General features: G+C 70.2%; 27 protein-coding genes, 1 tRNA gene, 1 pseudogene and 1 riboswitch. Of the genes and pseudogenes, 20 read left to right on the top strand and 9 right to left on the bottom strand.

The window, feature by feature from the left end; all coding sequences use genetic code 11:
* Window positions 1-58: 58 nt before the first annotated feature.
* Together ACIP8Z_RS16225 and ACIP8Z_RS16220 are read left to right on the top strand one after the other, a co-directional pair.
* Window positions 59-1,639, top strand: a pseudogene (locus ACIP8Z_RS16225) (RDD family protein); the annotation flags it as partial.
* 61 nt (window positions 1,640-1,700) lie between these two features.
* Entirely contained in the window at window positions 1,701-2,462 is a 762-nt protein-coding gene (locus ACIP8Z_RS16220; RefSeq protein WP_402083653.1) for an RDD family protein, read from the top strand.
* A gap of 56 nt (window positions 2,463-2,518) precedes the next feature.
* On the opposite strand, the gene ACIP8Z_RS16215 is transcribed toward ACIP8Z_RS16220, so the two are convergent.
* Entirely contained in the window at window positions 2,519-2,797 is a 279-nt protein-coding gene (locus ACIP8Z_RS16215; protein ID WP_402083650.1) for a hypothetical protein, read from the bottom strand.
* A 333-nt stretch (window positions 2,798-3,130) separates the two neighbouring features.
* On the opposite strand from ACIP8Z_RS16215, the gene ACIP8Z_RS16210 reads away from it, so the two are divergent.
* Complete coding sequence (locus ACIP8Z_RS16210) at window positions 3,131-5,569, top strand: immune inhibitor A domain-containing protein (protein ID WP_402083647.1); 2,439 nt, start codon at window positions 3,131-3,133, stop codon at window positions 5,567-5,569.
* Between the two features lie 133 nt (window positions 5,570-5,702).
* A complete protein-coding gene (locus tag ACIP8Z_RS16205) occupies window positions 5,703-6,014 on the top strand; it encodes a hypothetical protein (RefSeq protein WP_209495058.1) in 312 nt (103 codons plus the stop codon).
* 34 nt (window positions 6,015-6,048) lie between these two features.
* Here the strand turns inward: ACIP8Z_RS16205 and ACIP8Z_RS16200 are convergent, their stop codons facing one another.
* Together ACIP8Z_RS16200 and ACIP8Z_RS16195 are read right to left on the bottom strand one after the other, a co-directional pair.
* Window positions 6,049-6,648: a nicotinamidase gene (locus tag ACIP8Z_RS16200; RefSeq protein ID WP_402083644.1), complete on the bottom strand. Its 600-nt coding sequence runs from the start codon at window positions 6,646-6,648 to the stop codon at window positions 6,049-6,051.
* A gap of 123 nt (window positions 6,649-6,771) precedes the next feature.
* Entirely contained in the window at window positions 6,772-8,100 is a 1,329-nt protein-coding gene (locus ACIP8Z_RS16195) for a nicotinate phosphoribosyltransferase (RefSeq protein ID WP_402083641.1), read from the bottom strand.
* A gap of 111 nt (window positions 8,101-8,211) precedes the next feature.
* Here ACIP8Z_RS16195 and clpS point away from each other — a divergent pair, with 111 nt between their 5' ends.
* The 10 genes from clpS to ACIP8Z_RS16145 all read left to right on the top strand — a co-directional run bounded on the left by clpS (window position 8,212) and on the right by ACIP8Z_RS16145 (window position 15,980).
* A complete protein-coding gene (gene clpS / locus ACIP8Z_RS16190) occupies window positions 8,212-8,517 on the top strand; it encodes an ATP-dependent Clp protease adapter ClpS (protein WP_030222252.1) in 306 nt (101 codons plus the stop codon).
* The gene (locus ACIP8Z_RS16185) at window positions 8,517-9,098 is read left to right on the top strand and encodes a DUF2017 domain-containing protein (RefSeq protein WP_383867716.1); all 582 of its coding nucleotides are present in this window, start codon (window positions 8,517-8,519) and stop codon (window positions 9,096-9,098) included. The genes clpS and ACIP8Z_RS16185 overlap by 1 nt, the downstream gene beginning before the upstream one ends.
* A gap of 344 nt (window positions 9,099-9,442) precedes the next feature.
* Entirely contained in the window at window positions 9,443-10,870 is a 1,428-nt protein-coding gene (locus ACIP8Z_RS16180; protein ID WP_319309590.1) for an amino acid permease, read from the top strand.
* A 123-nt stretch (window positions 10,871-10,993) separates the two neighbouring features.
* On the top strand, window positions 10,994-11,422 hold the full coding sequence (locus ACIP8Z_RS16175; protein WP_266892328.1) for a M67 family metallopeptidase: 429 nt from the start codon (window positions 10,994-10,996) through the stop codon (window positions 11,420-11,422).
* Window positions 11,416-11,549, top strand: a riboswitch (cobalamin riboswitch). (Overlaps the previous gene by 7 nt.)
* A gap of 41 nt (window positions 11,550-11,590) precedes the next feature.
* Complete coding sequence (locus tag ACIP8Z_RS16170) at window positions 11,591-12,580, top strand: ABC transporter substrate-binding protein (RefSeq protein WP_402083638.1); 990 nt, start codon at window positions 11,591-11,593, stop codon at window positions 12,578-12,580.
* Window positions 12,577-13,710 (top strand): FecCD family ABC transporter permease, encoded by a 1,134-nt coding sequence (locus ACIP8Z_RS16165; protein WP_402083635.1) that lies wholly within the window; start codon window positions 12,577-12,579, stop codon window positions 13,708-13,710. The genes ACIP8Z_RS16170 and ACIP8Z_RS16165 overlap by 4 nt, the downstream gene beginning before the upstream one ends.
* Window positions 13,707-14,492, top strand: a complete 786-nt coding sequence (locus ACIP8Z_RS16160; RefSeq protein ID WP_402083633.1) for an ABC transporter ATP-binding protein — start codon at window positions 13,707-13,709, stop codon at window positions 14,490-14,492. The genes ACIP8Z_RS16165 and ACIP8Z_RS16160 overlap by 4 nt, the downstream gene beginning before the upstream one ends.
* A gap of 44 nt (window positions 14,493-14,536) precedes the next feature.
* On the top strand, window positions 14,537-14,653 hold the full coding sequence (locus tag ACIP8Z_RS16155) for a putative leader peptide (RefSeq protein WP_315986240.1): 117 nt from the start codon (window positions 14,537-14,539) through the stop codon (window positions 14,651-14,653).
* Between the two features lie 92 nt (window positions 14,654-14,745).
* Window positions 14,746-15,024, top strand: a complete 279-nt coding sequence (locus ACIP8Z_RS16150) for a MoaD/ThiS family protein (protein ID WP_073807888.1) — start codon at window positions 14,746-14,748, stop codon at window positions 15,022-15,024.
* A gap of 5 nt (window positions 15,025-15,029) precedes the next feature.
* The gene (locus ACIP8Z_RS16145) at window positions 15,030-15,980 is read left to right on the top strand and encodes a PLP-dependent cysteine synthase family protein (protein WP_402083629.1); all 951 of its coding nucleotides are present in this window, start codon (window positions 15,030-15,032) and stop codon (window positions 15,978-15,980) included.
* 78 nt (window positions 15,981-16,058) lie between these two features.
* On the opposite strand, the gene ACIP8Z_RS16140 is transcribed toward ACIP8Z_RS16145, so the two are convergent.
* A complete protein-coding gene (locus ACIP8Z_RS16140) occupies window positions 16,059-16,556 on the bottom strand; it encodes a type II toxin-antitoxin system PemK/MazF family toxin (protein ID WP_402083626.1) in 498 nt (165 codons plus the stop codon).
* 203 nt (window positions 16,557-16,759) lie between these two features.
* On the opposite strand from ACIP8Z_RS16140, the gene ACIP8Z_RS16135 reads away from it, so the two are divergent.
* Window positions 16,760-17,512 carry an MBL fold metallo-hydrolase gene (locus ACIP8Z_RS16135; RefSeq protein ID WP_319309582.1) on the top strand — a complete coding sequence of 251 codons (753 nt, stop codon included), beginning with the start codon at window positions 16,760-16,762 and terminating at the stop codon, window positions 17,510-17,512.
* Between the two features lie 108 nt (window positions 17,513-17,620).
* Here the strand turns inward: ACIP8Z_RS16135 and ACIP8Z_RS16130 are convergent, their stop codons facing one another.
* Together ACIP8Z_RS16130 and ACIP8Z_RS16125 are read right to left on the bottom strand one after the other, a co-directional pair.
* Entirely contained in the window at window positions 17,621-18,886 is a 1,266-nt protein-coding gene (locus tag ACIP8Z_RS16130) for a PTS transporter subunit EIIC (protein ID WP_402083623.1), read from the bottom strand.
* Window positions 18,887-19,175: 289 nt separating this feature from the next.
* Complete coding sequence (locus ACIP8Z_RS16125; RefSeq protein WP_319309580.1) at window positions 19,176-20,474, bottom strand: PTS transporter subunit EIIC; 1,299 nt, start codon at window positions 20,472-20,474, stop codon at window positions 19,176-19,178.
* 236 nt (window positions 20,475-20,710) lie between these two features.
* On the opposite strand from ACIP8Z_RS16125, the gene ACIP8Z_RS16120 reads away from it, so the two are divergent.
* From ACIP8Z_RS16120 to rdgB, 4 genes are all read left to right on the top strand, one after another.
* Window positions 20,711-20,944 carry a glucose PTS transporter subunit EIIB gene (locus tag ACIP8Z_RS16120; RefSeq protein WP_018105617.1) on the top strand — a complete coding sequence of 78 codons (234 nt, stop codon included), beginning with the start codon at window positions 20,711-20,713 and terminating at the stop codon, window positions 20,942-20,944.
* A gap of 72 nt (window positions 20,945-21,016) precedes the next feature.
* Window positions 21,017-21,748, top strand: coding sequence for a ribonuclease PH (gene rph, locus ACIP8Z_RS16115; RefSeq protein WP_383870514.1), 732 nt, complete (start codon window positions 21,017-21,019; stop codon window positions 21,746-21,748).
* Window positions 21,749-21,813: 65 nt separating this feature from the next.
* Window positions 21,814-22,221 carry a hypothetical protein gene (locus ACIP8Z_RS16110; protein WP_402083619.1) on the top strand — a complete coding sequence of 136 codons (408 nt, stop codon included), beginning with the start codon at window positions 21,814-21,816 and terminating at the stop codon, window positions 22,219-22,221.
* Between the two features lie 8 nt (window positions 22,222-22,229).
* Window positions 22,230-22,832, top strand: a complete 603-nt coding sequence (rdgB, locus tag ACIP8Z_RS16105) for an RdgB/HAM1 family non-canonical purine NTP pyrophosphatase (protein ID WP_402083616.1) — start codon at window positions 22,230-22,232, stop codon at window positions 22,830-22,832.
* A 53-nt stretch (window positions 22,833-22,885) separates the two neighbouring features.
* Here the strand turns inward: rdgB and ACIP8Z_RS16100 are convergent.
* The 3 genes from ACIP8Z_RS16100 to bcp all read right to left on the bottom strand — a co-directional run bounded on the left by ACIP8Z_RS16100 (window position 22,886) and on the right by bcp (window position 25,278).
* Window positions 22,886-22,958, bottom strand: a tRNA-Leu gene (locus ACIP8Z_RS16100).
* Between the two features lie 232 nt (window positions 22,959-23,190).
* Window positions 23,191-24,690, bottom strand: coding sequence for a glycine betaine/L-proline transporter ProP (gene proP / locus ACIP8Z_RS16095; RefSeq protein WP_402083613.1), 1,500 nt, complete (start codon window positions 24,688-24,690; stop codon window positions 23,191-23,193).
* A 114-nt stretch (window positions 24,691-24,804) separates the two neighbouring features.
* On the bottom strand, window positions 24,805-25,278 hold the full coding sequence (gene bcp, locus ACIP8Z_RS16090; RefSeq protein ID WP_073913466.1) for a thioredoxin-dependent thiol peroxidase: 474 nt from the start codon (window positions 25,276-25,278) through the stop codon (window positions 24,805-24,807).
* Window positions 25,279-25,430: 152 nt separating this feature from the next.
* Here bcp and ACIP8Z_RS16085 point away from each other — a divergent pair, with 152 nt between their 5' ends.
* Window positions 25,431-25,751, top strand: coding sequence for a DUF3618 domain-containing protein (locus ACIP8Z_RS16085; RefSeq protein WP_073913470.1), 321 nt, complete (start codon window positions 25,431-25,433; stop codon window positions 25,749-25,751).
* Window positions 25,752-25,799: the final 48 nt, after the last annotated feature.

Raw genomic sequence — 25,799 nt, 5'->3', positions numbered from 1 at the left:
CACGCCCGGCACGCGGCCGCGCGGATCAAGGGCGTTGTGACTGAACGGAGTCGGGGCAGTGGCTACTCCTCCTGGAGGCGGCGGAGAGGTACCGCAGGCGGGGTACTACCCGGACCCGTCCATTCCCGGGTACATCCGGTACTGGAACGGGGGCGCCTGGGTTCCCGGTACGAGCAGGCCCGCGCCCACGGACGGTGAGGTTCCGCCGGGTCCGCCGGCCTCGGCGATCCCGGCCGGCCCGATCCTGGCCTCCGGCCCGGCGCCCGCGCCGGCCGCCGCGCAGCCGGCCCGGCCCGAACCGGAGCCGGCCCAGCCGCACCAGCCCGCGCAGCAGCAGCCGCAGCAGCAACTCCAGGAGCAGCGACAGCAGCAGCTCCAGCGACAGGAGCAGCGACAGCAGCAGCTCCAGCGACAGGAGCAGCCGCAGCTCCCCGAGCAGCCGTACCAGGCGCAGTCCGCTCCCCCGCTCGAACCCGTGCGCCCCGCCGCCTCCGTACCGGCACAGGCCCAGGCGCCCGCGCAGCTCCCCGCCCAGGACCGGGCGCCCGCCCTGGCGCCCGTCCCCACCGTGGAGGAGACCGGACCCGTCTTCTTCGACGAGGAGCCGGCCCCCGCGGAACCCGCCTCGGCCTGGCAGGCGGACACCTCCCGCCAGACCGGATTCGGCGGCGACCTCGACCAGAAGGTCTCCTGGGGCGCGCCCCGGACCCCCGACCCGCGCACCCCGGCGGACTGGCCGGTCGCCGGTGCAGGTGAACCCGAGTCCGAGAGCGCGGCGCGGTCCGCCGCCCCGGCGACGGACCCCCGGGCCACCGGGGGAGCGGCGCGCCTCGGCGGGATGCCGGTCACGCCGATCCCCACCCCGACGCCCGCAGCGGCTCCCCAGCAGCCGCAGCCGACCCCGCAGGCCCCCCGGCCCCAGCCTGCTCCTCAGCCGGCCCCCGAGCCCGCCGCGACGGTCGCTCCGGCGCCCGCCCCCGTACACCCGGCGCCCGCCCCGGCCCCGGCGCCGGCGCCCTCCTGGGCCCAGCAGGCCCAGCCGCAGCCTCAGGCACAACAGCCGCAGTCCCAGCCGCAGTCCCAGGGTCCGCAGCAGCCCGTCGTCCCCTGGAAGCCGCCCGTCGACGACCTGTTCGTCCAGGCGGCCCGCGCGCAGGCCTCCGCGCGCCCCGCCGGGCTCGGCAGGCGGCTGATCGCCCGGCTGGTCGACACCCTCGTCCTGGGCGCGCTCGTCGGCGCCGCCGCCTTCCCGTTCGTGACCGCCGCCCTCGACCACATCGACGGCAAGATCGAGGCGGCCAAGCAGTCCGGCGTCACCGTCCAGGTGTGGCTGGTCGACGGCACGACGTCCGTGCAGTTCGGCATCGCGCTGGCCGCGTTCTTCGTGATCGGCGTCCTGTACGAGGCGCTGCCCACCGCCAAGTGGGGGCGCACGCTCGGCAAGAAGCTGTGCGGGATCGAGGTGCGGGACATCGAGGCGCACCAGCCGCCGCGGTTCGGGGCGGCCCTGCGCCGCTGGCTCGTGTACGGCGTCCTGGGGCTTCTGGCCATCGGCGTGCTCAACGTCCTGTGGTGCCTCGTCGACCGCCCCTGGCGGCAGTGCTGGCACGACAAGGCCGCCCGTACCTTCGTGGCCCGCGGATCCCCCGAACGGGCGGTGATTCCTTGCGGGGGCGCCCGGCCCGGGATGCACTGCCCCCATGAGCACCGACCAGCCGCCGCCCGGCCAGCCGCCCGAGGAGGACCCGTTCCTCAAGAGGCCGCAGGAGCCTCCGCCGCCCTCCGCCGGCCAGCCGCCCCCGTCCGGACCGCCCCCGGAAGGGCCTCCCCCGGGAGGGCCTCCGCCCGGAGGCCCGCCGCCGGGAGGTCCGCCGCCCGGGAGTCCGTACGGCCCCTCGGGCGGCTCCCCGTACGACAACGCGCCGCCGCCCCCGCCCCCGTACGGCGGCTACGGCGCCGGGTACGGAGGGACCGATCCGCTCTCCGGGATGCCGCCGCTCGCCGAGTCGGGCAAGCGCATCATCGCCCGGATCATCGACTGGCTGATCGTCGCGATCCCGCTGGCGATCATCGGCATCCCGTTCAAGATCTACTCGCGGGCGACCGAGGACGGCAACGACTTCGGTGACACGGTCAACAGCCTCAACGGCGGTAGCCAGCTGGTCTTCCAGCTGATCACGATCGTCGCGTTCGTCGCGTACGACACCGTGATGGTGGCCAAGAACGGCCAGACCCTCGGCAAGAAGTGGCTGAAGCTGCGGGTCGCGATGCTCAACGACGGCACGACGCCGCCCATGAGCCAGTCGCTGCTGCGCGCGGTCGTCCTGTGGCTGCCCGCCCTGATCTGCTGCGCCTGCCTGTGGCCGCTGCTCCTGCTGATCCTCATCCTGGTCGACAAGCCCTACAAGCAGGGTCTGCACGACAAGGCGGCCAAGACGGTGGTGGTCTCCGTCCCGCAGTAGCCGGAGCGGCGTCGTCCGCGCGGATCCGGCGAAGACGGCGTTCTACGGACGAGGTGTCACGAACCGGTCCGGGTATCGGCTCCCGCGCCCACGCGCGCGGTCGGTACCCGGACCTCTTCGTGCGCGGTGGGCGGCGGAGTCGGCGCGACGGTCTTGACGCCCGACGTCCGCAGGGGCATCGTCACGGCCACGAGCAGTCCGAGCAGCAGGCCGGCGAGGCTGATCGCCGTGATGCCGAGCGTGGTCGTCGTACCGGAGAGCAGCAGCAGGGCGACGGTCGCGAGCACGACGGTGGCCGAACCACAGATGAGTTGCGCGGCGTTCGGACGCTGCATGACACGTACCGCCCTCTCAGGACAACGGTTCGACTCTAAGACCGTGGATGCCCGGGGGGAACCGAAGTAAGCGTGACCTCACCCACGATGCGGGGGCACGGGGTGCACGGGGGGCGCACGGAGTCGTGGGTCGTGTGATTTTTCCCCGTAAGGTGCCCGTCGATCGTCCGATAATCGGAATTCACCTCCCGCATAGTGCAGTTGGTATGTGCAAGTCAAGATCTGTCTTTTCTTGTCTCCCTCCGGTCGAATGTCGTCACTTGTGACGCGCGACCCGCCGGACGGACACCCCACCTTCGGTCCGAAGCGCGGGCGCCGGGGAGGACATATCAAGTGACCAACAGACGACGGGCGATCAGAACGTCCGCAGTTGTTGTGGCGCTCGCGGCCACCGCCGCCACCGCCTCGACCTTCACCACCGCATGGGCCGACAACCACGGCAGCGTGACGCCGGCCGATGTCCGTCACGACCCGGCGCCCGGCGCCGGGATCGACAAGACGGCGGTCGACCACGACCTCGAGGGCCCCTTCAGCGAGCAGCAGGAGCAGCAGCGCAAGGCTGCCCTGGAGCAGGTGCTGAGTGGCGAGTCGAAGGTGGAGCGCCGAAACGGCTCCCAGGTCGTCAAGCTCGACGACAAGAAGTACGTCGAGCTCGGCCGTGAGAAGACCGACAAGATCTTCACGATCCTCGTCGAGTTCGGCGACAAGGTGGACAACACCACCCTCGTCGACCGCGCCGACGACGAGACGACCGAGCCGAAGCCGAAGTACGGCGGCACGCCCGGTCCCCTGCACAACCAGATAGCCCAGCCTGACCGTGCGCACGACAACTCCACGGAGTGGCAGGCGGACTACAACCAGAAGCACTTCCAGGACCTGTACTTCGGCACCGGCAAGGACGCCAAGGGACAGCCCAAGCAGTCGCTGAAGACCTACTACGAGAAGACCTCGTCCGGCCGTTACTCGGTCGACGGCGGCGTCTCCGACTGGGTCAAGGTCGAGTACAACGAGGCCCGTTACGGCTCGAACTACTGCGGCAACAGCAACTGCTCCAACGTCTGGGACGCCGTCCGCGACGGTGTCACGGCGTGGACCGCGGACCAGAAGGCCAAGGGCCGTACCGACGCCCAGATCAAGGCCGACCTGGCGCAGTACGACCTGTGGGACCGGTACGACTTCGACGGCGACGGCAACTTCAACGAGCCCGACGGGTACATCGACCACTTCCAGATCGTCCACGCGGGCGAGGACGAGTCGGCGGGCGGCGGCGCCCAGGGCGGCGACGCCCTGTGGGCCCACCGTTGGTACGCCTACGGCACCAACGCGGGCAAGACCGGCCCGGCGAACAACAAGGCCGGCGGCACGCAGATCGGTGACTCCGGCATCTGGGTCGGCGACTACACGATGCAGCCGGAGAACGGCGGCCTCGGCGTCTTCGCGCACGAGTACGGCCACGACCTCGGTCTGCCGGACCTGTACGACACCTCCGGCCTCAAGGGCGCCGAGAACTCGACCGGCTTCTGGTCGCTCATGTCCTCCGGCTCCTGGCTCGGCCGCGGCAAGGACGCCATCGGCGACCTGCCCGGCGACATGAACGCCTGGGACAAGCTGCAGCTCGGCTGGCTGAACTACACCAAGGTCGCCAACGAGGCCCGCAAGTGGAACTCCACCCACAAGCTGGGCGTGGCCGAGTACAACACCGAGAACCCCCAGGCGCTCGTCGTCGAGCTGCCGAAGAAGGCCGTCACCACCGATGTCGTCGCGCCCGCCGAGGGTGCCACGCAGTGGTGGAGCAACATGGGTGACGACCTCAAGAACACCCTGACCCGCTCCGTCGACCTGACGGGCAAGACGTCCGCCTCCCTGAAGCTCAAGGGCTGGTACGACATCGAGCTCGACTACGACTACCTCTACACCGAGGTGTCGACCGACGGCGGCGCCAACTGGACGGCCCTGGACGGCACCGCCGACGGCAAGCCGCTCCCGCGCGACGCCAGCGGCGCCCCGGCGCTGACCGACGTCTCGGGCACGCACAAGGAGCTCGTCTACGGCCTCGACGCCTACGCGGGCAAGAAGTTCGACCTCCGCTTCCGCTACCAGACGGACGGCGGCGCCGGCGGCAAGGGCTTCACGGCCGACGCCATCACGCTGACCGCCGACGGTGCCACCGTCTTCGCGGACGGCGCCGAGAACGGTGACAACGGCTGGGCGGCCAAGGGCTTCTCGCGGGTCGGCAAGGGCTTCACGAAGGAGTACGAGCAGTACTACATCGCGGAGAACCGCCAGTACGTCTCGTACGACGCCACCCTCAAGGTCGGCCCGTACAACTTCGGGTTCACCGGTGACAAGGCGAGCTGGGTCGAGCACTACCCGTACCAGAACGGTCTGCTCATCTGGAAGTGGGACCTCTCCCAGAAGGACAACAACACCGCGGTCCACCCGGGCCAGGGTCTGATCCTTCCGGTCGACTCCCACCCGACCCCGCTGAAGTTCAAGGACGGCAGCCTGATGCGCAACCGCGTCCAGGCCTACGACTCCACCTTCGGCACCTACCGGACCGACAGCCTCCTGCTCCACAAGGCCGACGTCGCGGCGTTCGTCCCGTCGCTGCCGGGCAACCCGGTCTTCGACGACCGCAAGGGCACGTACTGGCTCCAGGAGACGGCGCGCGCCGGTGTCCAGGTAACTGACACCAACACCAAGATCCAGGTCGTCAAGGAGCCGAAGAACGGCGAGACGATCACGGTTCGCGTGGGTCCGTCCACGAAGTAATCGATAAAACCGCAGGTCAAAGCATGATCGGCCGTCGCCCCTCTAGCGGGCGGCGGCCGATCGTGTTTAGGTGCGTCTGACGCTTCAGACCGATGTTCTTATTGACAGTCGATCCACGGGGGAGTGGTTCCGCATGCCCAACGGAGGGTTCTGCAAGTTGCCGGGAGGCAGCGTGGTCGTCGCGATAGGGCTGCCCAGCCCGGCCCGCGACGGCGCCAGCGTCCGCTTCCTGGTCCACGCCGCCAACCGTGCCCGCGCCCTGACCCGGCTGCGGAACCTCGGGCTGCGGGCGGTCTACCTCCGGGGCAACACCGAACCGCCCACCCCCGACGAGATCACGGCCGTCCTCCACCACCCCGACGGCCTGCTGTGGAGATCCGCGCCCGGCGCCGCCCAGGAGCTCTGGCACCCCGTACGGTCCCTCCCCAGGGAACCCGCGGCCTGAGGTCCGCCCCGCCGTCCGGGCCCCGCGGGACCGCTCAGGCCACCACGGGCTTGCCGGTCAGCTCCACACCCGCCGTCCGCAGCTCCTCCAGGGCCCGGTCCGTCGTCTCCTTCGCGACGCCGGCCGTCAGGTCGAGCAGCACATGGGTGCGGAAGCCCTCACGGGCCGCGTCCAGGGCCGTCGCCCGCACACAGTGGTCGGTGGCGATGCCCACCACGTCGACCTCGGTGACGTCCCGCTCGCGGAGCCACTCCGCGAGCGTCCGCCCGTTCTCGTCGTGTCCCTCGAAGCCGCTGTACGCCGCGTCGTACGCGCCCTTGTCGAAGACGGCGTCGATCGCCCCGCTGGCGACGGCCGGCGCGAAGTTCGGGTGGAACCCGACCCCCTCCGTACCCGCCACGCAGTGCACCGGCCAGGAGCTGACGTAGTCGGGCTCCTCACCGGCCGACGCGAAGTGCGCGCCCGGGTCGACATGGTGGTCGCGGGTGGCGACCACGTGCCGGTAGGCGCTGCCCGCCGTCTGGCCGACCAGGTCGGTGATGGCGGCGGCGACGTCCGCGCCGCCGGTCACCGCGAGGCTGCCGCCCTCGCAGAAGTCGTTCTGAACGTCCACAACGATCAATGCGCGGTGCATGGCGGGTGTCCTTAGCGCGTCGGGGAGGGGTGGGACCGAGCCTAGAGACTCGGCCCGCCCACCGGGAGGGGGCGGGTCCGGTCTCCGTGGGACTCCGGGGGTGCCTCTGCTCCAGAAGTACCCCTAGAGGTACTCCGTCGGCAGCACCGGCTCGCCACGGGAGAGCTGGATCGCCGACATCGGCAGCCCGGCGCGGGCCGCGATGTGCCGGGACCGCGCGGCCTCCAGGGGTTCCCGGGCCACCACGTCGCCGCCCTTGACCAGCTCGACCAGGAGCTGGTGGTCGGCGAGCTCCGGCGGCACCGGGCCGGTGCCCACGACCTCCGCCTCGGCGACGCCGTACGCGTCGGGCCGGCGCGCCGCCCACTTGCGCCCGCCGACGGAGGCCTTGCCGCCGAGGGACTTCTTGGCGACCGGGGTGAGAGGGGCCTTGAGGTCGGCCGAGGAGGCGCGGGCGACCAGTTTGTAGACCATGGAGCAGGTCGGGTGGCCGCTGCCGGTGACCAGCTGGGTGCCCACCCCGTACGCGTCGACCGGGGCCGCCGCGAGGGAGGCGATGGCGTACTCGTCGAGGTCCGAGGTGACGACGATCTTCGTGTCCCGCGCGCCCAGCTCGTCGAGCTGCTGGCGGACCCGGTGGGCGACGAGCAGCAGGTCGCCGGAGTCGATCCGGACGGCGCCGAGCTCGGGCCCCGCCACCTCGACGGCGGTACGCACGGCCTCGGTCACGTCGTAGGTGTCGACGAGCAGGGTCGTACCGCGGCCGAGGGTCTCGACCTGGGCGCGGAAGGCGTCCCGCTCGCTGTCGTGGAGGAGCGTGAAGGCGTGGGCGGAGGTGCCGACGGTCGGGATGCCGTAGCGGAAGCCGGCCGCGAGGTCCGAGGTGGAGTCGAAGCCGCCGACGTACGCGGCGCGGGAGGCGGCGACGGCCGCCAGCTCGTGGGTGCGCCGGGCGCCCATCTCGATCAGGCGGCGCCCGCCGGCCGCGGCCGACATGCGGGAGGCGGCGGCGGCGATGGCGGAGTCGTGGTTGAGGATGGAGAGGATCACCGTCTCCAGGAGCACGCACTCGGCGAAGGAGCCCTCGACGCGCAGCACGGGCGAGCCGGGGAAGTACACCTCGCCCTCGGGGTAGCCCCAGATGTCGCCGGTGAAGCGGTAGCGCGCGAGCCATTCCAGGGTCGGCTCGTCGACGATGCCGCGCTCGCGCAGGAAGCCCAGGACGGCGGGGTCGAACCGGAAGTTCTCGACGGCGTCGAGGACCCGGCCGACGCCCGCGAGGACGCCGTAGCGCCGGCCCTCGGGCAGTCGCCGGGTGAAGACCTCGAAGACCGAGCGTCGGTCGGCGGTGCCGCCCCGGAGGGCCGCCTGGAGCATGGTCAGCTCGTACTGATCGGTGAAGAGCGCGGTCGACGGCACGTCCACCGGCAGCCCAAGGTCCGCAGCGTTCATGTCAGCGATGCTAGCGCAGAAATCGTCAGAGTGACGAATAGTGGCGCGAGCGGGTGACGGGCAGGTGACCCGTTTGTGCGACGGGCCCTCCGGGGTGGCAGCATGGGGTGAGTGAGCGTCGCGCCTATTGAGATCGAACGTACGGAATCGGCCGAGGAGGTCTCCGCGGTCGTCGAACCCGACGTGCCCTGGGTGACCCTCGTGCACAACGATCCGGTCAACCTGATGAGCTACGTGACCTACGTCTTCCAGGCGTACTTCGGCTACTCCAAGGACAAGGCGCACAAGCTGATGCTCGACGTGCACCACAAGGGCCGCGCGGTGGTCTCCAGCGGCACCCGCGAGGAGATGGAGCGCGACGTGCAGGCGATGCACGGCTACGGCCTCTGGGCGACCCTCACCCAGGACCGCGGCTGATGGCCGGCCGCTTCGAGAACCTGCCCGGCGGCGGCGCGGCCGTCGCCCTCGACGACGTCGAGATCTCCATCCTCCGCTCCCTCGCCGTCCAGCTCATGGAGCTGATCGGACCGGGCGACGAGCCCGCCAAGGACGCCGACCCGCTGGCCGCGCTCTTCGCCGAGGGCCCCAGCAAGCCGCCGTCCGACCCTGCCCTCAAGCGCCTCTTCCCCGACGCGTACGGGGACGACAGCGAGGAGCTGCGCGCGGCCGCCTCCGACTTCCGCCGCTTCACCGAGAACGACCTGCGGGCCCGCAAGCGCGAGGACGCCCTCGTCGTCGTCCGCGCCCTCGACGCGCTCTCCGCCGACGCGGCGGGCGAGGGCGGCGCCGTCCTGAAGCTGACCCCGGACGAGTCCCGCGCCTGGCTCGGCGCGCTCAACGACCTCCGGCTGACCATCGGCACCCGCCTGGAGGTCACCGACGAGGAGGGCGAGCAGCTGTACCGGCTGCCGGACTCCGACCCGCGCAAGCCGATGGTGATGGCGTACCTCTGGCTGGGAGCGCTCCAGGAGTCCCTCGTCGAGACCCTGATGTCCTGACGGTCCTGACGGCCACCCCCTCCGGACACCCCTCCGTGAGGGGGTGTTCGCTCAGCGGACGCTCAAATCCGGATAACGAATGCGTTATCAGAGCGTCCGCTTTGGCGTCTTGAATCCCTTTCGCCCGCCGATTGATGTGGCGTGCGCCACACGCAACTCCCTCGATCGCGCGTCAGCCCGTGATAAATCTTCACGACCGCTCGGGGACGCCACCCCTGTTCCCGAGGGCGCTTTGACCGGCTGACCGCCGGTAGCACTCCATCCACATCCGGGGGGATCAGGATCTGATCCGCGGCAGACGCACTCGCAGTCGCGCGGATCAGCATGGAGAAAGGCGCACCACCATGACCTCTGTGCAGGTCGACAAGCAGCACGACGGCACCGACGGGGCCGTGGACGGCGGCGAGGGCTACCAGCGTGGCCTCGGCGCCCGGCAGATCCAGATGATCGCGATCGGCGGTGCCATCGGCACCGGCCTCTTCCTCGGCGCCGGCAAGGCCATCGCCAAGGCGGGGCCCAGCCTGATCCTCGCGTACGCCATCGCGGGCCTGGTCATCTTCTTCATCATGCGCGCCCTCGGCGAGCTCCTCATGTACCGCCCCGTGTCCGGCTCCTTCGCGGAGTACGCACGGGAGTTCGTCGGCCCGTTCTGGGGCTTCGTGACCGGCTGGACGTACTGGCTCTTCTGGGTCGTCACCGGCATCACCGAAGTCACCGCCGCGGCCACCTATATGACGTACTGGTGGGACATCCCGCAGTGGATCTCCGCGCTGGTCTTCACGTTCGTCCTGTACGGCGCCAACCTGATCTCCGTGAAGCTCTTCGGCGAGCTGGAGTTCTGGTTCTCCATGGTCAAGGTCACCGCCATCATCGGCATGATCCTGATCTGCGCCGGCATCCTCACCATCGGCTTCTCCGACGCCGGCGACACCGCCTCCGTGACCCACCTGTGGGACCAGGGCGGCTTCTTCCCCACCGGCATCGGCAACACGCTGATGACCCTGCAGATCGTCATGTTCGCGTTCCTCGCGGTCGAGCTGGTCGGCGTCACCGCCGGCGAGTCCAAGGACCCGAAGACCGTCCTGCCCAAGGCCATCAACACCGTGCCGTGGCGCATCGCCGTCTTCTACGTCGGCGCGCTGATCATGATCCTGTCGGTCGTCCCGTGGACCGAGTTCCAGCCGGGCGTCTCCCCGTTCGTCGCCGCCTTCGAGAAGATGGGCCTCGGCGTCGGCGCCGCCATCGTCAACTTCGTGGTGCTGACCGCCGCCCTGTCCTCCTGCAACTCGGGCATGTACTCCACCGGCCGCATGCTGCGCGACCTCGCGCTCAACGGCCAGGGCCCGAAGGTCTTCACCAAGCTCACCAAGAGCGGCACCCCGCTGCTCGGCCTGACCTTCTCGGCCTCGCTGATGCTGGTCGGCGTCTGGATCAACTACGTCGCCCCGGGCAAGGCCTTCGAGTACGTCGTCTCCTTCGCCACCATCTCCGGCATGTGGGCCTGGATCATGATCCTCGTCTGCCAGATCCGCTACCGGGCCAAGGCCAACCGCGGCGAGCTCCCCGAGTCCACCTTCAAGGCTCCCGGAGCCCCGTACACCAGCTGGTTCGCGCTCCTCTTCATCGGCATGGTCATCGTGATGATGGGCATCGACGAGGGCGCCCGGGTCTCGCTGTACGCCGCCCCCGTCTGGGGTCTCATCCTCGGCGTCTCCTACCTGGTCCTGAAGTCCCGCAACCCCGAGGGCGCCGCCTTCGCCAAGCGGTCCTGACCGGACCCCACGGGCGATCGCCCCGGGCCGTCCCCAAACGGGCCTGACCTCGATCGTCTCGGCATACGGGCCGTTCCGTACCACTCCCCGGTACGGAACGGCCCGTCGGCTTATCCTGTCGGCATGCTGACCATCACCCGGGCCCTGTACGACCAGATCGTGGAACACTCCCGCGCGGACCACCCCGACGAGGCCTGCGGCGTCGTCGCGGGCCCGGCCGGCACCGGCCGCCCCGAGCGGTTCATCCCGATGCTCAACGCCGCCCGCTCGCCCACCTTCTACGAGTTCGACTCCGCGGACCTGCTCAAGCTCTACCGCGAGATGGACGACCGGGACGAGGAGCCCGTCATCGTCTACCACTCGCACACCGCGACCGAGGCCTACCCGTCCCGCACGGACATCTCGTACGCCAACGAGCCCCAGGCCCACTACGTCCTCGTCTCCACCGCGGACAGCGACGGCGCCGGCCCCTTCCAGTTCCGCTCCTTCACCATCGTCGAGGGCGTCGTGACCGAGGAAGAGGTCAAGGTCGTCGAGGAGTACGACGCCTGAGACACTGACCGGGACCTACGGGCGGCAGGACCCAGGAAGCCGGTGCGAATCCGGCACGGTCCCGCCACTGTGACCGCCTCCTCCGGGAGACGGGAGCCAGGAACTGACCTGCCGCCTTCTCACCACCGATCGGGGACGTGGAAATCCCCGGAGGAGGCACCTTCCGCCATGTCCTGGCCCCGCCGCACCCGGCTGCCCCTGACGCCCCTGCTGTCCGCCGCCGCCCTGCTCCCGCTGCTCGCCGCCTGCTCGGCCCCCGCGACGGAGACGCCCGCCGCCAAGGCCGCCCCGGGATTCCCGTACACCGTCTCCAACTGCGGTGTGACGACCACCTTCAAGGCCCCGCCGCAGCGCGCGGTCACCATGAACCAGCACGTCACCGAGGTCATGCTCGCCCTCGGCCTGGAGAAGTCCCTCGTCGGCACCGCCTACCTCGACGACGCGATCCTCCCCGCCTACAAGAAGGCGTACGACTCCGTCCCCGTCCTCGCGAAGGAGTACCCCTCCAAGGAGGCCCTGCTCGCCGCGAACCCCGACTTCGTCTACGGCGGTTACTCCTCCGCGTTCGCGAGCAAGGACGGCCGCGGCCGCGACGACCTGAAGCGGGCGGGCATCGACACCCGGCTCAACACCGAGTACTGCCCGTCCGGTTCGCCCTCCGTCGACGACCTCTACCGCGAAGTCGACGAGATCGGCCGGACCTTCGGCGTGCCCGACCGGGCCGGGAAGTGGGTCCGGGAGGCGCGGACCACCGTCGCCGCCACCGAGAAGCGCCTCAAGGGCACCGCGCCCGTCTCCGTCTTCGTCTACGACAGCGGCGACAAGACCGCCTTCACCGCCGGCGGCAAGGGCATCGGCAACGAGCTCATCACCCGCGCCGGCGGCCGGAACGTCTTCGCCGACCTCGACAAGGCCTTCGGCGACGCCACCTGGGAACAGGTCGTCGCCCGCAAGCCCGAGGTCGTCGTCATCTACGACTACGGCTCCACCACCGTCGAACAGAAGAAGAAGCGGCTCCTCGACGACCCGGCCCTCAAGGACGTGCCCGCGATCAAGAACCGCCGGTTCGCCGTGATGCCGCTCTCCGACACCGTTCTCGGCGTCCGCGTCCCCGCGGCCGTCGACAAGCTGGCGGCCCAGCTCCACCCGACCCGATGAGCCCGGAGACCCGCGCCGCGGGGTCCGTGCGGCCCGGGCCGTCCGCCCGGCCCGCGGGTGCCGGCGCCGGGCGACCGGGTCCGCCCCCGCGGACGGGGGGCGGGACGGTGCGGTACGCGGTCGTCGTCGCCGGGCTCCTGCTCGCCCTGGCCACCGCCGCGACCGCCTCGCTCGCCCTCGGCTCCGTCCGCATCCCGCCCGGCCAGGTCCTCGACGCCCTCACCGGACGCGCCGCCGACCCCTCCCCGTACCGCACGATCGTCCTCGACGTACGGCTGCCCCGGGTCCTGCTCGGCGTGGTCGTCGGTGCCGGGCTCGCCGTCGTCGGCGCCGTCCTCCAGGCCCTCGTCCGCAACCGGCTCGCCGACCCCTTCCTCCTCGGGATCTCCTCCGGCGCCTCCGCCGGAGCCGTCCTCGTCCTGGTCGCCGGCGGGGGAGCGGGCCTCGTGGGAGGCGTGACCACCACGCTCGCCATGCCCGCCGGCGCCTTCGCGGGCGCCCTGCTCTCCCTCGTCCTCGTCTACGGGCTCGCGCGCCGCGGCGGCACCCTGACCAGCACCCGGCTCGTCCTCGCCGGCGTCGCCGTCTCCTACATCCTGTCCGCCCTCGCCACCCTGCTCCTGGTCGTCGCCGGACGCCCGGAGCAGTTCCAGGAGGCCATGTACTGGTCCCTCGGCGGCCTCGGCAGCGCCCGCTGGGACACCCTGGTCCTGCCCGCCGCCGTCCTCGTCGTCGGCGTCGGCGCCCTCCTCACCCTCGCCCGCCCGCTCGACCTGCTCCTCGTCGGCGAGGAGGGCGCCACCGTTCTCGGCCTGGACACCGCCCGCTTCCGCGCCGCCGTCTTCGTCCTCGCCTCCCTCGTCACCGCCGTCATGGTCGCCGCCAGCGGAGCCGTCGGCTTCGTCGGCCTGATGGCCCCGCACGCCGCCCGGCTCGCCGTCGGCGCCCCGCACCGCCGGCTCCTCCCGGTCGCCGCGCTCGGCGGAGCGCTCGCCCTGGTCCTCGCCGACCTCGGCGCCCGGACCGTCGCCGCACCCCAGGACATCCCCGTCGGCATCCTCACCGCCCTCACCGGCGGACCGTTCTTCCTCTGGCTGATGCGCCGCCGCCCGGAAGGAGCACCGTTGTGACCGAACTGAGCCTGCACGGCCTCTCGTACGAGAACCGGCTCCGCTCCGTCGACCTCACCGTCCGCCCGGGCGAGACCGTCGGCCTCATCGGACCCAACGGCAGCGGCAAGACCACCCTCCTGCGCTGCGTCTACGGCACCCTCACCCCCACGTCGGGCCGCGCCCTCCTCGACGGCGACGACCTCCACGCCCTCGGCCCCAAGGCCCGCGCCCGCCGCGTCGCCACCGTCCCCCAGGACAGCACCCTCGAATTCGAACTCACCGTCGGCGAACTCGTCGCCCTCGGCCGCTCCCCGCACAAACGGTTCTGGGAGGGCGACACCGGTGCCGACCGGGAGCGCGCCGAGGCCGCCCTCGCCCGCGTCGGCCTCGCGGACCTCGCCGACCGCCCGTACCCCACCCTCTCCGGCGGCGAACGCCAACGCGCCCTGGTCGCCCGCGCCCTCGTCCAGGACCCGGCCCTCCTCGTCCTCGACGAACCCACCAACCACCTGGACATCCGCCACCAGCTCGACGTCCTCGCCCTCGTCCGTACCCTGGGCACCACCAACCTGCTCGCGCTGCACGACCTCAACCTCGCGGGGGCGTACTGCGACCGGATCTACGTCCTGGAGCGCGGAAGGCTCGTCACCGGCGGCACACCCGCCGAGGTCCTCACCCCCGCCCTCCTGGAGGCCGTCTACGGGGTGGATGCCGAGGTCATCCCGCATCCCAGGACGGGGAGCCCCACCGTCCTCTTCCAGCACCGTCCGGCAGTCGGGCAGGAATCATCCACCATGTGAGATCACATTCCGAAACCCGGACCGGGAATCGATACGATGAGCCCATGGTTTCCCACGACGTGAGCGAAGAGACACCGGGCACAGTCCTGCTCGTCGCGCGCCTGCACGTCGACCTGTGCCGCCTCGCCAGCGCGATCTGTTCGTCCCGCGCTGCGCTCTGAGCGACCGGCCGAGCGCACTTACGTACGACCCCCCTCCGCGCGGGGGCCCCAGCAGCGCGCCCATCACGCCACTTCCGACAGGAGCCCACGCCATGGCCATCGAGGTCCGCATCCCGACCATCCTCCGCACCTACACCGACGGCGAGAAGGCCGTCGAGGGCAGCGGTGCCACCCTCGCCGAGCTCTTCGCCGACCTGGAGTCGCGCCACACCGGGATCGAGGCCCGCATCGTCGACGGCGGCAAGCTCCGCCGCTTCGTCAACGTGTACCTCAACGACGAGGACGTCCGCTTCCTCGACGGCATCGACACCAAGCTCACCGACGGCGACAACGTCACGATCCTGCCGGCCGTCGCCGGTGGCATGGTCTGATCCACATGCGCTACGACTCCTCGCTGGCGGCGGTCGGCAACACGCCGCTCGTCCGCCTCCCCCGGCTCTCGCCCTCGGACGACGTCCGCATCTGGGCGAAGCTGGAGGACCGCAACCCGACCGGCTCGGTCAAGGACCGCCCCGCGCTCCACATGATCGAGCAGGCGGAGAAGGACGGCCGTCTCACCCCCGGCTGCACCATCCTGGAGCCGACCAGCGGCAACACCGGCATCTCCCTGGCCATGGCCGCCAAGCTCAAGGGCTACCGCATCGTCTGCGTCATGCCCGAGAACACCAGCGAAGAGCGCCGCCAGCTGCTCTCCATGTGGGGCGCCGAGATCATCTCGTCCCCCGCGGCGGGCGGATCGAACACGGCGGTACGCGTCGCCAAGGAGATCGCCGCCGAGAACCCGACCTGGGTGATGCTCTACCAGTACGGCAACCCGCACAACGCGGGCGCCCACTACGCCACCACCGGCCCCGAGATCCTCGCCGACCTGCCCTCCATCACCCACTTCGTGGCGGGCCTCGGCACCACCGGCACCCTCATGGGCGTCGGCCGCTACCTGCGTGAGCAGAAGCCCGACGTCAAGATCGTCGCCGCCGAGCCGCGGTACGACGACCTCGTCTACGGCCTCCGGAACCTCGACGAGGGCTTCGTACCGGAGCTGTACGACGCCTCCGTCCTCACCACCCGCTTCTCCGTCGGCTCCGCCGACGCGGTGACGCGCACCCGGGAACTCCTCCAGCAGGAGGGCATCTTCGCCGGTGTCTCGACGGGCGCGGCGCTGCACGCGGCGATCGGCGTCGGCAACAAGGCGGTGAAGGCGGGCGAGAGCGCGGACATCGCCTTCGTCGTCGCCGACGGCGGCTGGAAGTACCTCTCGACCGGCCTCTACACGGCCAAGACGACAGAGGAAGCCATCGCATCGGTCCAGGGCCAACTCTGGGCGTAAGGCGTAAGGCGTGAGGCGTAAGGCCCTCGCGCCTGAACCCGCACCCGCGGGCCCCGCACCTCGAAAGCCCGCAAGACGCTACCGCGCCAGATGGCGGACCCGGTCCCAGAGGACCGGGTCCGCCATCCCCGCTTTCCGCCGGAACTCCGAAACCGGCACCTCCCGAAGCTCATCCGTCTCCAGGAAGCTCGGCCGTCCCTGCGCGTCCCCCACCGCACCCGGCGGCAGCGCGATCACTCCCGGCCGCTCGTCGTGGTACTTGCTGGTGATCTTGGCGACGAGCGCGCTGTCCCCCCGTACCGACAGCACGAGACAGGGCCGGTCCTTCGACCCGGGCCCGTCCTCGAAGGGCACGTCCGCCCACCAGATCTCCGCGGCCCGCGGCAGCCGCGACGGAGCCTTCCGCGGCCCGGCGGGCCGACCGGGCGGCCGGGTCGACGGCCGGGTCCGTCCCGACGGGCGCCCCGGCGATCGTCCCGACGGACGGCGAGACGACCGCCGCCACCCGTCGGCGAGCACCACCACCAGTGCGATCACCACGACCGCGACCAGCGCGGGCCACCACGACGTGTCCATACCTCAAGACGGTACCGGCGCACGACTCACTCCGCCGACGCGGCCCGCCATCCATCCGAACCGGTGACAGAGCCCGTGAGTTCGCCCACAACGGGCCACCGCGAAGGAGCGACAGGCCCTGGAGCGCCTTACGCTCGACAGACCGCACAGCCTCCCCCTTCCTCAGCGCGCTTTCCGTATCCGTCCACGGAGGTTCACGCTCCATGAAGCTCACCGTCGTCGGCTGCTCCGGGTCGTTCCCGTCCGCGGATTCGGCCTGTTCGAGCTACCTCGTCGAGGCCGACGGCTTCCGGCTGCTCCTCGACATGGGCAACGGCGCCCTGGGCGAGCTGCAGCGACACATCGGTCTGTACGACCTCGACGCGATCTTCCTCAGCCATCTGCACGCCGACCACTGCATCGACATGTGCGGGTACTTCGTCGCCCGCTACTACCGGCACGAGGGCGGACGCTGCGACGCGATCCCCGTCTACGCCCCGGAGGGCGCCGAGCAGCGCCTGACCACGGCGTACGCGGACACCCCCTCGCCCAGCTCGATGAGCGAGGTCTTCGACTTCCGCACCCTGAAGTCGGAGGCCTTCGAGATCGGCCCGTTCTCCGTCCGTACGGAGAAGGTGTGCCATCCGGTGGAGGCGTACGGCATCCGGGTCGAGCACGACGGCCGCTCGCTGACGTACTCCGGGGACACCGGGGTCTGCGAGTCGCTGCACAAGCTCGCCGAGGGCACCGACCTGTTCCTCTGCGAGGCCTCCTTCACCCACGGCAAGGAGGACATCCCGGCCCTCCACCTCAACGGCCGCGAGGCGGGCGCCGAGGCGACCCGCTCGTCGGTGGGCCGGCTCGTCCTGACCCACATCCCGCCGTGGACGGACGGCGAGCAGAACCTGGCGGACGCACGTCAGGTGTACTCGGGCCTGTCGGAGCTGGCGCGGCCGGGCGCGGTCTACGAGATCTGAGGCCGTCCCCCGGCCACGGGGAGCTCGGCCGGGGGAGAGCGTGACAAGGGGAAGGGCCCCGGAACCGTACGTACGGTTCCGGGGCCCTTCCGTGCTGCGGGGCGAGGCTCACGCCTTGGTGAGGTCCTCGACCTCCTCGTCGGGCTCGCGGCCCGGGGTCATGATGTTGAACTTGGTGATCGCGAAGCGGAAGACCACGTAGTAGACCGCGGCGAACGCCAGGCCGAGCGGGATGATCAGCCACGGCTTGGTGGCGTACGTCCAGTTCAGGAAGTAGTCCAGCGCGCCGGCGGAGAAGGTGAAGCCGTGGTGCACGCCGAGGGCCGAGGTGATGACCATCGAGGCGGCCGTGAGCACCGCGTGGATCACGTACAGCAGGGGCGCCAGGAACATGAAGGCGAACTCGATGGGCTCGGTGATGCCCGTGACGAACGAGGTCAGGGCGAGCGAGAACATCATGCCGCCGACGACCTTGCGGCGCTCGGGGCGGGCGGCGTGGGTGATCGCCAGGGCGACGGCCGGGAGGGCGAACATCATGATCGGGAAGAAGCCCGACATGAACTGGCCCGCGGACGGGTCGCCGTGGAAGAAGCGGGGCAGGTCGCCGTGCCAGACGGCGCCGGTGGAGTCGGTGAAGGTGCCGATCTCCTGCCAGGCCACGGTGTTCACGAACTGGTGCATGCCGACCGGGAGCAGACCGCGGTTGATGGCACCGAAGACGCCGGAGCCGAGGGCGCCGAGGCTGGTCATCCAGTTGCCGAAGTCGGTGATGACGTTGCCGACGGGCTCCCAGAGGAGGCCGAAGAGCACACCCATGATGGTGCCGACGAAGGCCATGAGGATCGGGACGAGACGGCGGCCGTTGAAGAAGCCGAGCCAGTCGACCAGCTTGGTGCGGTGGAACCGCTGCCAGACGACGGCGCCGAGCAGACCCATGATGATGCCGCCGAAGACCTTGGGGTCGTTGTACGTCGCGGCGACGTCGACACCCTTGTTCGCGGTCGTGTTGACGACGGCCTCGGTGACCGGGAAGGCCTTCAGGACGCTCGAGTAGACGAGGAAGCCGACGAGGGCGGCGAGGGCGGTGGAGCCGTCGGCCTTCTTGGCGAAGCCGATCGCGATGCCGACGCAGAACAGCAGCGGCATGTTGGCGAAGACCGCGTCTCCGGCGGAGGCGAAGACCGTGGCGACCTTGCCCCAGCCGAGGCCTTCGGCGCCGAACACGTCGGGCTGGCCGAGACGGAGCAAGATACCCGCGGCCGGCAGCACGGCGATCGGCAGCTGCAGGCTGCGACCGACCTTCTGCAGGCCCTGGAACAGGCCGGATCCGCGCTTCTTCGCGGGAGCGGCGGCCTGGGCGGTGGCCGTACTCATCAACTTCCTCCAGTAAGGCAAGGCGCCGCCAGAGGACAGTGAAAAGGGGGGACGGCGACGTCTCGTGGAACGCGGTGGTCTGGACCGCGTGGTCTACACCAATGAGTGGTGTAGACCAGTTGTAGCACGTGAGACTTAGATAAGGAACCTGCGAATTTTGTGTGCTCAGCCATAGCTGGAAATGCACGACATAAGGCCCCCGGACCGTCAGGTCCAGGGGCCTTTCGCGGGCCTTACGAGAGGGGCGAAAGCCCCGAAACGGTCAGGCTCTGCAGGGTGACCCGGGGGGCTACTTGACGTTCTCCCGCTCCATCTCGTCCCCCACCTCGTCCGGCTCGCGGCCGGGCGTCTGGAGATCGAACTTGGTGATCGCGAACCGGAAGATCGCGTAGTACACGACGGCGAACGCGAGACCGATCGGAATGATCAGCCAGGGCTTCGTCGCCAGGTTCCAGTTGATCACGTAGTCGATCAGACCGGCTGAGAAGCTGAAGCCGTCCTTCACGCCGAACGCCCACGTCACCGCCATCGAGACGCCCGTCAGCACCGCGTGGATCGCGAACAGCGCCGGCGCGATGAAGAGGAACGAGTACTCCAGCGGCTCGGTGATACCGGTGACGAACGAGGTCAGCGCCACCGACAGCATCAGACCGCCGATCTCCTTGCGGCGGTGCGGCTTCGCGCAGTGCGTGATCGCGAGCGCCGCCGCCGGCAGCGCGAACATCATGATCGGGAAGAAGCCCGTCAGGAACTGACCGGCGTTCGGGTCGCCCGCCAGGAACATGGGGATGTCGCCGTGGACCGTCGTACCGTCCGGCTTCTCGTACGTGCCGAACTGGAACCAGATGGGCACGTTCAGGAACTGGTGCAGGCCGATGACGAGCAACGCCCGGTTCGCCAGGCCGAAGATGCCCGAACCCCATGAGCCGAGCCCCACCAGCCAGTCGCTGAAGCTCTCCAGCGCGTCACCGATCGGCGGCCAGATCCACAGGCAGAGCGCGGCGAAGGCGATCGCCACGAACGTCATGATGATCGGGACGAGGCGGCGCCCGTTGAAGAAGCCCAGCCAGTCGACCAGCTTCGTCCGGTGGTACCGCTGCCACAGGTACGCGGTGAGCAGGCCCATCACGATGCCGCCGAAGACACCGGGATTCTGGTACGTGTACCCGGCGAAGGAGTCGTCGACGGCGAGGCAGCCACCGCTGATGTCCTTCGTGCCCGCCGGGCAGTCCTTCGGGAACTGGCGCAGCACGTTGAAGTAGACGAGGAAGCCGACGACGGCCGCGAGCGCGGTCGACCCGTCCGCCTTCTTCGCCATGCCGATCGCGACGCCGATGCAGAAGAGGAGCGGCAGGCCGAGATTGCCGTCGAGAAGCGCACCGCCCGCGCCCGCCATCACCTTGGCGACGTTGTCCCAGCCGAGCCCGTCCGCGCCGAAGACGTCCGGCTGACCGAGCCGGTTGATGATGCCCGCGGCCGGCAGCACGGCGATGGGCAGCTGAAGGCTGCGCCCCATCTTCTGCAGCCCCTGGAAGAGTCCGCCCCACAGGGACTTCTGCGGCCGCGCCGCGGCGCTGTCCGTACTCATCGGCGTCCTCCCTGCCCGGAACAAGCCGGGTCCGCGTCTCGTTGCACACTGGTGTAGACCAGTTGCGATAGGCTCCCCGGAGCCCGCTGAGGACAGGCCGCCGGTGATCGTCATCATTCGGCAGAACGGCGGCACTCGCTCGCGAAGTTGGGCCAACCGTGGGTTACCGTGACAAAGCGGACCGCAGGTGCGCCGAGATGCGCGTACGCGCGAACGGAACGGACAGGGAGAAACACATGGCCAGCAAGGCTGAGAAGATCGTCGCCGGGCTCGGCGGCATCGAGAACATCGAAGAGGTCGAAGGCTGCATCACCCGCCTGCGCACCGAGGTCGTGGACCCGTCCAAGGTCGACGAGGCCGCCCTCAAGGCCGCCGGCGCCCACGGCGTCGTCAAGATGGGCACCGCGATCCAGGTCGTCATCGGCACCGACGCCGACCCGATCGCCGCCGACATCGAAGACATGATGTAAGCAGCCGCATCAGCTGAAGGGCCCGTTCCGGCAGGGGAACGGGCCCTTCGTCCGTCCCGCTACGCTCGTCCCATGTCTCGTATCGACGGCCGTACCCCCGAACAGCTCCGCCCCGTCACCATCGAACGCGGATGGAGCAAGCACGCCGAGGGCTCCGTCCTCATCTCCTTCGGCGACACCAAGGTCTTCTGCACCGCCTCCGTCACCGAAGGCGTCCCGCGCTGGCGCAAGGGCAGCGGCGAAGGATGGGTCACCGGCGAGTACTCCATGCTCCCGCGCGCCACCAACACCCGCGGCGACCGCGAATCCGTCCGCGGCAAGATCGGCGGCCGCACCCACGAGATCTCCCGCCTCATCGGCCGCTCCCTGCGCGCCGTCATCGACTACAAGGCGCTCGGCGAGAACACCATCGTCCTCGACTGCGACGTCCTCCAGGCCGACGGCGGCACCCGCACCGCCGCCATCACCGGCGCGTACGTCGCCCTCGCCGACGCCGTCACCTGGGCCCAGGGCAAGAAGCTCGTCAAGGCCGGCCGCAAGCCCCTCACCGGCACCGTCGGCGCCGTCTCCGTCGGCATCGTCGACGGCGTCCCCCTCCTCGACCTCTGCTACGAGGAGGACGTCCGCGCCGAGACCGACATGAACGTCGTCTGCACCGGCGACGGCCGCTTCGTCGAGGTCCAGGGCACCGCCGAGGCCGAGCCCTTCGACCGCGACGAGCTCAACGCCCTCCTCGACCTCGCCTCCGGCGGCTGCGCCGAACTCGCCGAGATCCAGCGCAAGGCCCTCGAAGGAACCCTCTGACCCCGCACCGCGTCCTGACGGGCGGGCCCGTACGGATAAGCTCCGTGCGCCCGTCCGTCGTTCGCATGTACGCATCTGGGGGAGGACCCGCCTTGAAGCGCCGTCTCGCACTCGCCGTGGCCACGGCCGCCGCACTCACCACCGTCCTGAGCGGCTGCGGAGCCCTCGACAAAGCAATGGACTGCGTCAAGACCGCCGACGCGATAGCCACCTCGGTGAGCAACCTTCAGCAGGCGGTCTCCAACGCCTCGAACGACGCCACCCAGATCGAGGAATCCCTCAACTCCATCTCCACGGAACTGGGCAACCTCAAGAACACCACGGACAACGCGGACCTCTCCAAGGCCGTCGACGACCTCACCAAGGGCGTCGACACCGTCCGCGCCGCCGTCAAGAACGGCGACACCACCCCGGACATCACCCCCATCACCGACGCGGCCACCGAGATCGGCAAGGTCTGCACCCCGGGATAATCGGTGACATGACCCGTCTGATCCTCGCCACCCGCAACGCGGGCAAGATCACCGAACTCCACGCGATCCTCGCCGACGCAGGTCTCGACCTGGAACTCGTCGGCGCGGACGCGTACCCGGAGATCCCCGACGTCAAGGAAACCGGCGTCACCTTCGCCGAGAACGCCCTCCTCAAAGCCCACGCCCTCGCCCAGGCCACCGGCCTGCCGGCGGTCGCCGACGACTCCGGTCTGTGCGTCGACGTCCTGAACGGCGCCCCCGGCATCTTCTCGGCCCGCTGGTCGGGCACCCACGGCGACGACCGCGCCAACCTGGACCTGCTCCTGGCCCAGCTCTCCGACATCGCGGACGAACACCGAGGCGCCCACTTCGCCTGCGCGGCGGCCCTGGCCCTGCCCGACGGCACGGAACGCGTCGTCGAGGGCACCATGCCGGGCACCCTCCGCCACACCCCCGTGGGCACGAACGGCTTCGGCTACGACCCGATCCTCCAGCCGAGGGGCCACGAGGTGACCTGCGCGGAACTGACCCCGGCGGAGAAGAACGCGATCAGCCACCGAGGCAAGGCGTTCCGGGCCCTGGTCCCGGTGGTGAGGGAACTGCTGGGCTGAGGGCCCGTATGCGAACGGCCCAGCGTCACTCAGTGCGCTGGGCCGTCGTACGGTACGCCCGGTCGGATTCGAACCGACAGACACGACCACCTAAAGATCGCCGCTCAGCCCTTGGCGTACGGGCGCGTACTCGACCCCCTACTTTACCCGCCGTCCTCCCCGGCACCAGGTGTCGGTCGTCGCATGGCAGTTGGGGCAGAGCAGTCGCGCTCGTCCTCCTCGCGTCCCCTCACCCGTACGGATCTCGTACGGACCAACGACCCGAATATCGGACGGTCGCGTCATATCGCGTACGACGAACGGAACGGCCCGCACCGGGACGTACGGTGCGGGCCGTTCCGACGGCGGGGCGACGGGGTCAGAACCTCGGTTCCGGGGCCTGGGACATCACCATCTCCGCCGCTTCCTCCGGGGTCTCCACCGACGGCGGGGACCCCTCCAGGGGCTGCTGGGCCGTCTCCTTCATGCAGGCGACCGCGATCACGCCGACGAGCGCCGCGCCCATCGCGTAGTACGCCGGCATCAGATTGCTGCCGGTCGCGCTGATCAGGGCCGTGATCACCAGCGGGGTCGTACCGCCGAACAGCGACGCCGACAGGTTGTAGCCCACCGACAGGGAGCCGTAGCGGACGTCCGTCGGGAAGAGCGCCGGCAGCGCCGCCGACATCGTGCCGAGCAGGCAGACCAGCGACAGGCCGAGCATCAGCATGCCCGCCGTGATCGCCGGTACGCCGCCCTGGCCGATCAGCAGGAACGCGGGCAGCGACAGGAAGAGGAAGCCCAGCATGCCCGCCATCAGCACCGGCTTCCGCCCGAAGCGGTCGTTCAGACGGCCGACCTGAGTGATGATCAGCATCAGCAGGACCATCACGAGCAGCAGGATCAGCAGGCCGTGCGTCTCGCTGTAGCCGAGCTCGTCGGAGAGGTACGTCGGCATGTACGACAGCAGCATGTAGTCGGCGATGTTGTACGCGCCGACCAGTGCGACGCAGAGGATCAGCGTCGGCCACTGCTGCCGGAAGATCTTCGCCAGGTCGCCCTTGGTGGAGGTCTCCACCGCGTCCGCCGCGTCGGAGGCGCGCGCCGAGTCGCTCTCCAGCTTCTGGAAGGCGGGCGTCTCGTCGAGCCGCAGCCGCAGATAGAGGCCGACCAGGCCCAGCGGACCCGCGACCAGGAACGGCACGCGCCAGCCCCATGCCTCCATGGTGTCGGAGCCGAGCCAGCCGGTGAGCGCGGTCACCAGGCCCGCCGCGGCGACATAGCCCGCCAGGGTGCCGAACTCCAGGAAGCTGCCGAAGTAGCCCCGGCGACGGTCGGGGGCGTACTCGGCGATGAAGGTGGAGGCGCCGCCGTACTCGCCGCCGGTGGAGAAGCCCTGGAGCATCCGGAAGAAGACCAGGAGGACCGGCGCCCAGAAGCCGATGGAGGCGTACGACGGGATCAGGCCGATCGCGAAGGTGCCGACGGCCATGAGGATCATCGTCAGCGCGAGGACCCTCTTACGGCCCAGCCGGTCACCCATCGGGCCGAACACCATGCCGCCGAGCGGCCGGACGAGGAACGCGACCGCGAACGTCGCGAAGGACGACAGCAGCTGGACGGTGTCGTTGCCCGACGGGAAGAAGACATGGCCGAGGGTGACGGCGAGGTAGGCGTAGATGCCGAAGTCGAACCACTCCATGGCATTGCCCAGCGAGGCCGCCTTCACGGCCCGCTTGACGGCCGCCTCGTCGGTGACCGTGATGTCGGTGCGCCGCAGTCTGGGCCGGCGCCGCCGGGTGACGGCCTTGAACAGCAGCGGGTGGCGCCTCTGGGCCTCGGGATCGGCGACTGGCCCGTCGCGGTCGGTGGCCGGCATGGCCGTACGTCCTCTCTCCGGGAAAAACTCCAGAGGACCTTCTGCACGGTCATGCCGATCACAAACGGAAGTCGCCCAGGATTGGGACGTCCGTCACGTCACCCGGGCGGCGGTTCAGGCCTCGATGGAGAGGTCCCTGAGGATCTTGGCCACGTGGCCCGTCGCCTTCACGTTGTAGAAGGCGTGCTCGACCTTGCCGTCCTCGTCCACGACGACCGTCGAGCGGATCACGCCCGTCACCGTCTTGCCGTACAGCTTCTTCTCGCCGAAGGCGCCGTACGCCTCCAGGATCTCCTTGGACGGGTCGCCGACCAGCGTGACCTTCAGGTTCTCCTTCTCGCGGAACTTCGCCAGCTTCTCGGGCTTGTCCGGCGAGACTCCGATGACGTCGTAGCCCGCCGCCGCCAGCACGTCCAGGTTGTCCGTGAAGTCGCACGCCTGCTTCGTGCAGCCGGGGGTCAGCGCCGCCGGGTAGAAGTAGACGATGACCTTGCGGCCCTTGTGGTCCGCGAGGGAGACCTCGTTGCCGTCCGCGTCGGGCAGGGTGAAGGCGGGGGCGGTGTCGCCGGGCTGCAGTCGCTCGCTCATGGCTGGCTCTCCTCGGGATGGTTCGCGTACGCATTCAGAGCCTAATGGGGGTCGGGGACAGCCCGGCGGCGAGAGAGCTGACAGACTGTCCACAAGGACCGATCAACGACCGGATCCCGACCCACCCGGATCACGACTACGGAGGCAGCGCGGTGTCGGAGGCCAGGACCCCTGCGCAGATCGAGGCGGACATCGTCCGCCGGCGCGAGCAGCTCGCCGTCACTCTCGACGAGATCGGCATTCGGATGCACCCGAAGACGATCATCGGGGACGCGAAGGCCAAGGTCGCCTCGACGGTCGACCAGACCGCCGGACGCGCCTTCGTCGCCGTCAACCGGGTCGTCTCGGACGTGAAGGCACGTTTCACTCATGAGGACGGCGCCCCCCGCCTGGAGCGCGTGGTGCCGGCGGCCCTCGTCGCCGTCGCGGTCATCGGGCTGCTCGCCGCCTCCTCCCGCAAGGGCAAGGGATGACCTTTCCGGGGATGACCCCTCCCCGCCTCGGGTGCCGTGCCCGGGCAG

The organism is Streptomyces sp. NPDC088553 (assembly GCF_044752965.1).
Classification (GTDB): Bacteria; Actinomycetota; Actinomycetes; order Streptomycetales; family Streptomycetaceae; genus Streptomyces.
This window is presented reverse-complemented; position numbering and strand designations above follow the sequence as displayed.

Coding starts and splice junctions, on each gene's coding strand:
- bcp (WP_073913466.1), bottom strand. CDS start 25,278: ATGAGCGAGCGACTGCAGCCCGGCGACACCGCCCCCGCCTTCACCCTG.
- ACIP8Z_RS16170 (WP_402083638.1), top strand. CDS start 11,591: ATGTCCTGGCCCCGCCGCACCCGGCTGCCCCTGACGCCCCTGCTGTCC.
- ACIP8Z_RS16125 (WP_319309580.1), bottom strand. CDS start 20,474: ATGAGTACGGACAGCGCCGCGGCGCGGCCGCAGAAGTCCCTGTGGGGC.
- ACIP8Z_RS16140 (WP_402083626.1), bottom strand. CDS start 16,556: ATGGACACGTCGTGGTGGCCCGCGCTGGTCGCGGTCGTGGTGATCGCA.
- ACIP8Z_RS16175 (WP_266892328.1), top strand. CDS start 10,994: ATGCTGACCATCACCCGGGCCCTGTACGACCAGATCGTGGAACACTCC.
- ACIP8Z_RS16195 (WP_402083641.1), bottom strand. CDS start 8,100: ATGAACGCTGCGGACCTTGGGCTGCCGGTGGACGTGCCGTCGACCGCG.
- ACIP8Z_RS16215 (WP_402083650.1), bottom strand. CDS start 2,797: ATGCAGCGTCCGAACGCCGCGCAACTCATCTGTGGTTCGGCCACCGTC.
- ACIP8Z_RS16205 (WP_209495058.1), top strand. CDS start 5,703: ATGCCCAACGGAGGGTTCTGCAAGTTGCCGGGAGGCAGCGTGGTCGTC.
- ACIP8Z_RS16200 (WP_402083644.1), bottom strand. CDS start 6,648: ATGCACCGCGCATTGATCGTTGTGGACGTTCAGAACGACTTCTGCGAG.
- ACIP8Z_RS16145 (WP_402083629.1), top strand. CDS start 15,030: ATGCGCTACGACTCCTCGCTGGCGGCGGTCGGCAACACGCCGCTCGTC.
- ACIP8Z_RS16180 (WP_319309590.1), top strand. CDS start 9,443: ATGACCTCTGTGCAGGTCGACAAGCAGCACGACGGCACCGACGGGGCC.
- ACIP8Z_RS16165 (WP_402083635.1), top strand. CDS start 12,577: ATGAGCCCGGAGACCCGCGCCGCGGGGTCCGTGCGGCCCGGGCCGTCC.
- ACIP8Z_RS16120 (WP_018105617.1), top strand. CDS start 20,711: ATGGCCAGCAAGGCTGAGAAGATCGTCGCCGGGCTCGGCGGCATCGAG.
- rph (WP_383870514.1), top strand. CDS start 21,017: ATGTCTCGTATCGACGGCCGTACCCCCGAACAGCTCCGCCCCGTCACC.
- ACIP8Z_RS16220 (WP_402083653.1), top strand. CDS start 1,701: ATGAGCACCGACCAGCCGCCGCCCGGCCAGCCGCCCGAGGAGGACCCG.
- ACIP8Z_RS16150 (WP_073807888.1), top strand. CDS start 14,746: ATGGCCATCGAGGTCCGCATCCCGACCATCCTCCGCACCTACACCGAC.
- rdgB (WP_402083616.1), top strand. CDS start 22,230: ATGACCCGTCTGATCCTCGCCACCCGCAACGCGGGCAAGATCACCGAA.
- proP (WP_402083613.1), bottom strand. CDS start 24,690: ATGCCGGCCACCGACCGCGACGGGCCAGTCGCCGATCCCGAGGCCCAG.
- ACIP8Z_RS16110 (WP_402083619.1), top strand. CDS start 21,814: ATGTACGCATCTGGGGGAGGACCCGCCTTGAAGCGCCGTCTCGCACTC.
- ACIP8Z_RS16130 (WP_402083623.1), bottom strand. CDS start 18,886: ATGAGTACGGCCACCGCCCAGGCCGCCGCTCCCGCGAAGAAGCGCGGA.
- ACIP8Z_RS16155 (WP_315986240.1), top strand. CDS start 14,537: ATGGTTTCCCACGACGTGAGCGAAGAGACACCGGGCACAGTCCTGCTC.
- ACIP8Z_RS16135 (WP_319309582.1), top strand. CDS start 16,760: ATGAAGCTCACCGTCGTCGGCTGCTCCGGGTCGTTCCCGTCCGCGGAT.
- ACIP8Z_RS16185 (WP_383867716.1), top strand. CDS start 8,517: ATGGCCGGCCGCTTCGAGAACCTGCCCGGCGGCGGCGCGGCCGTCGCC.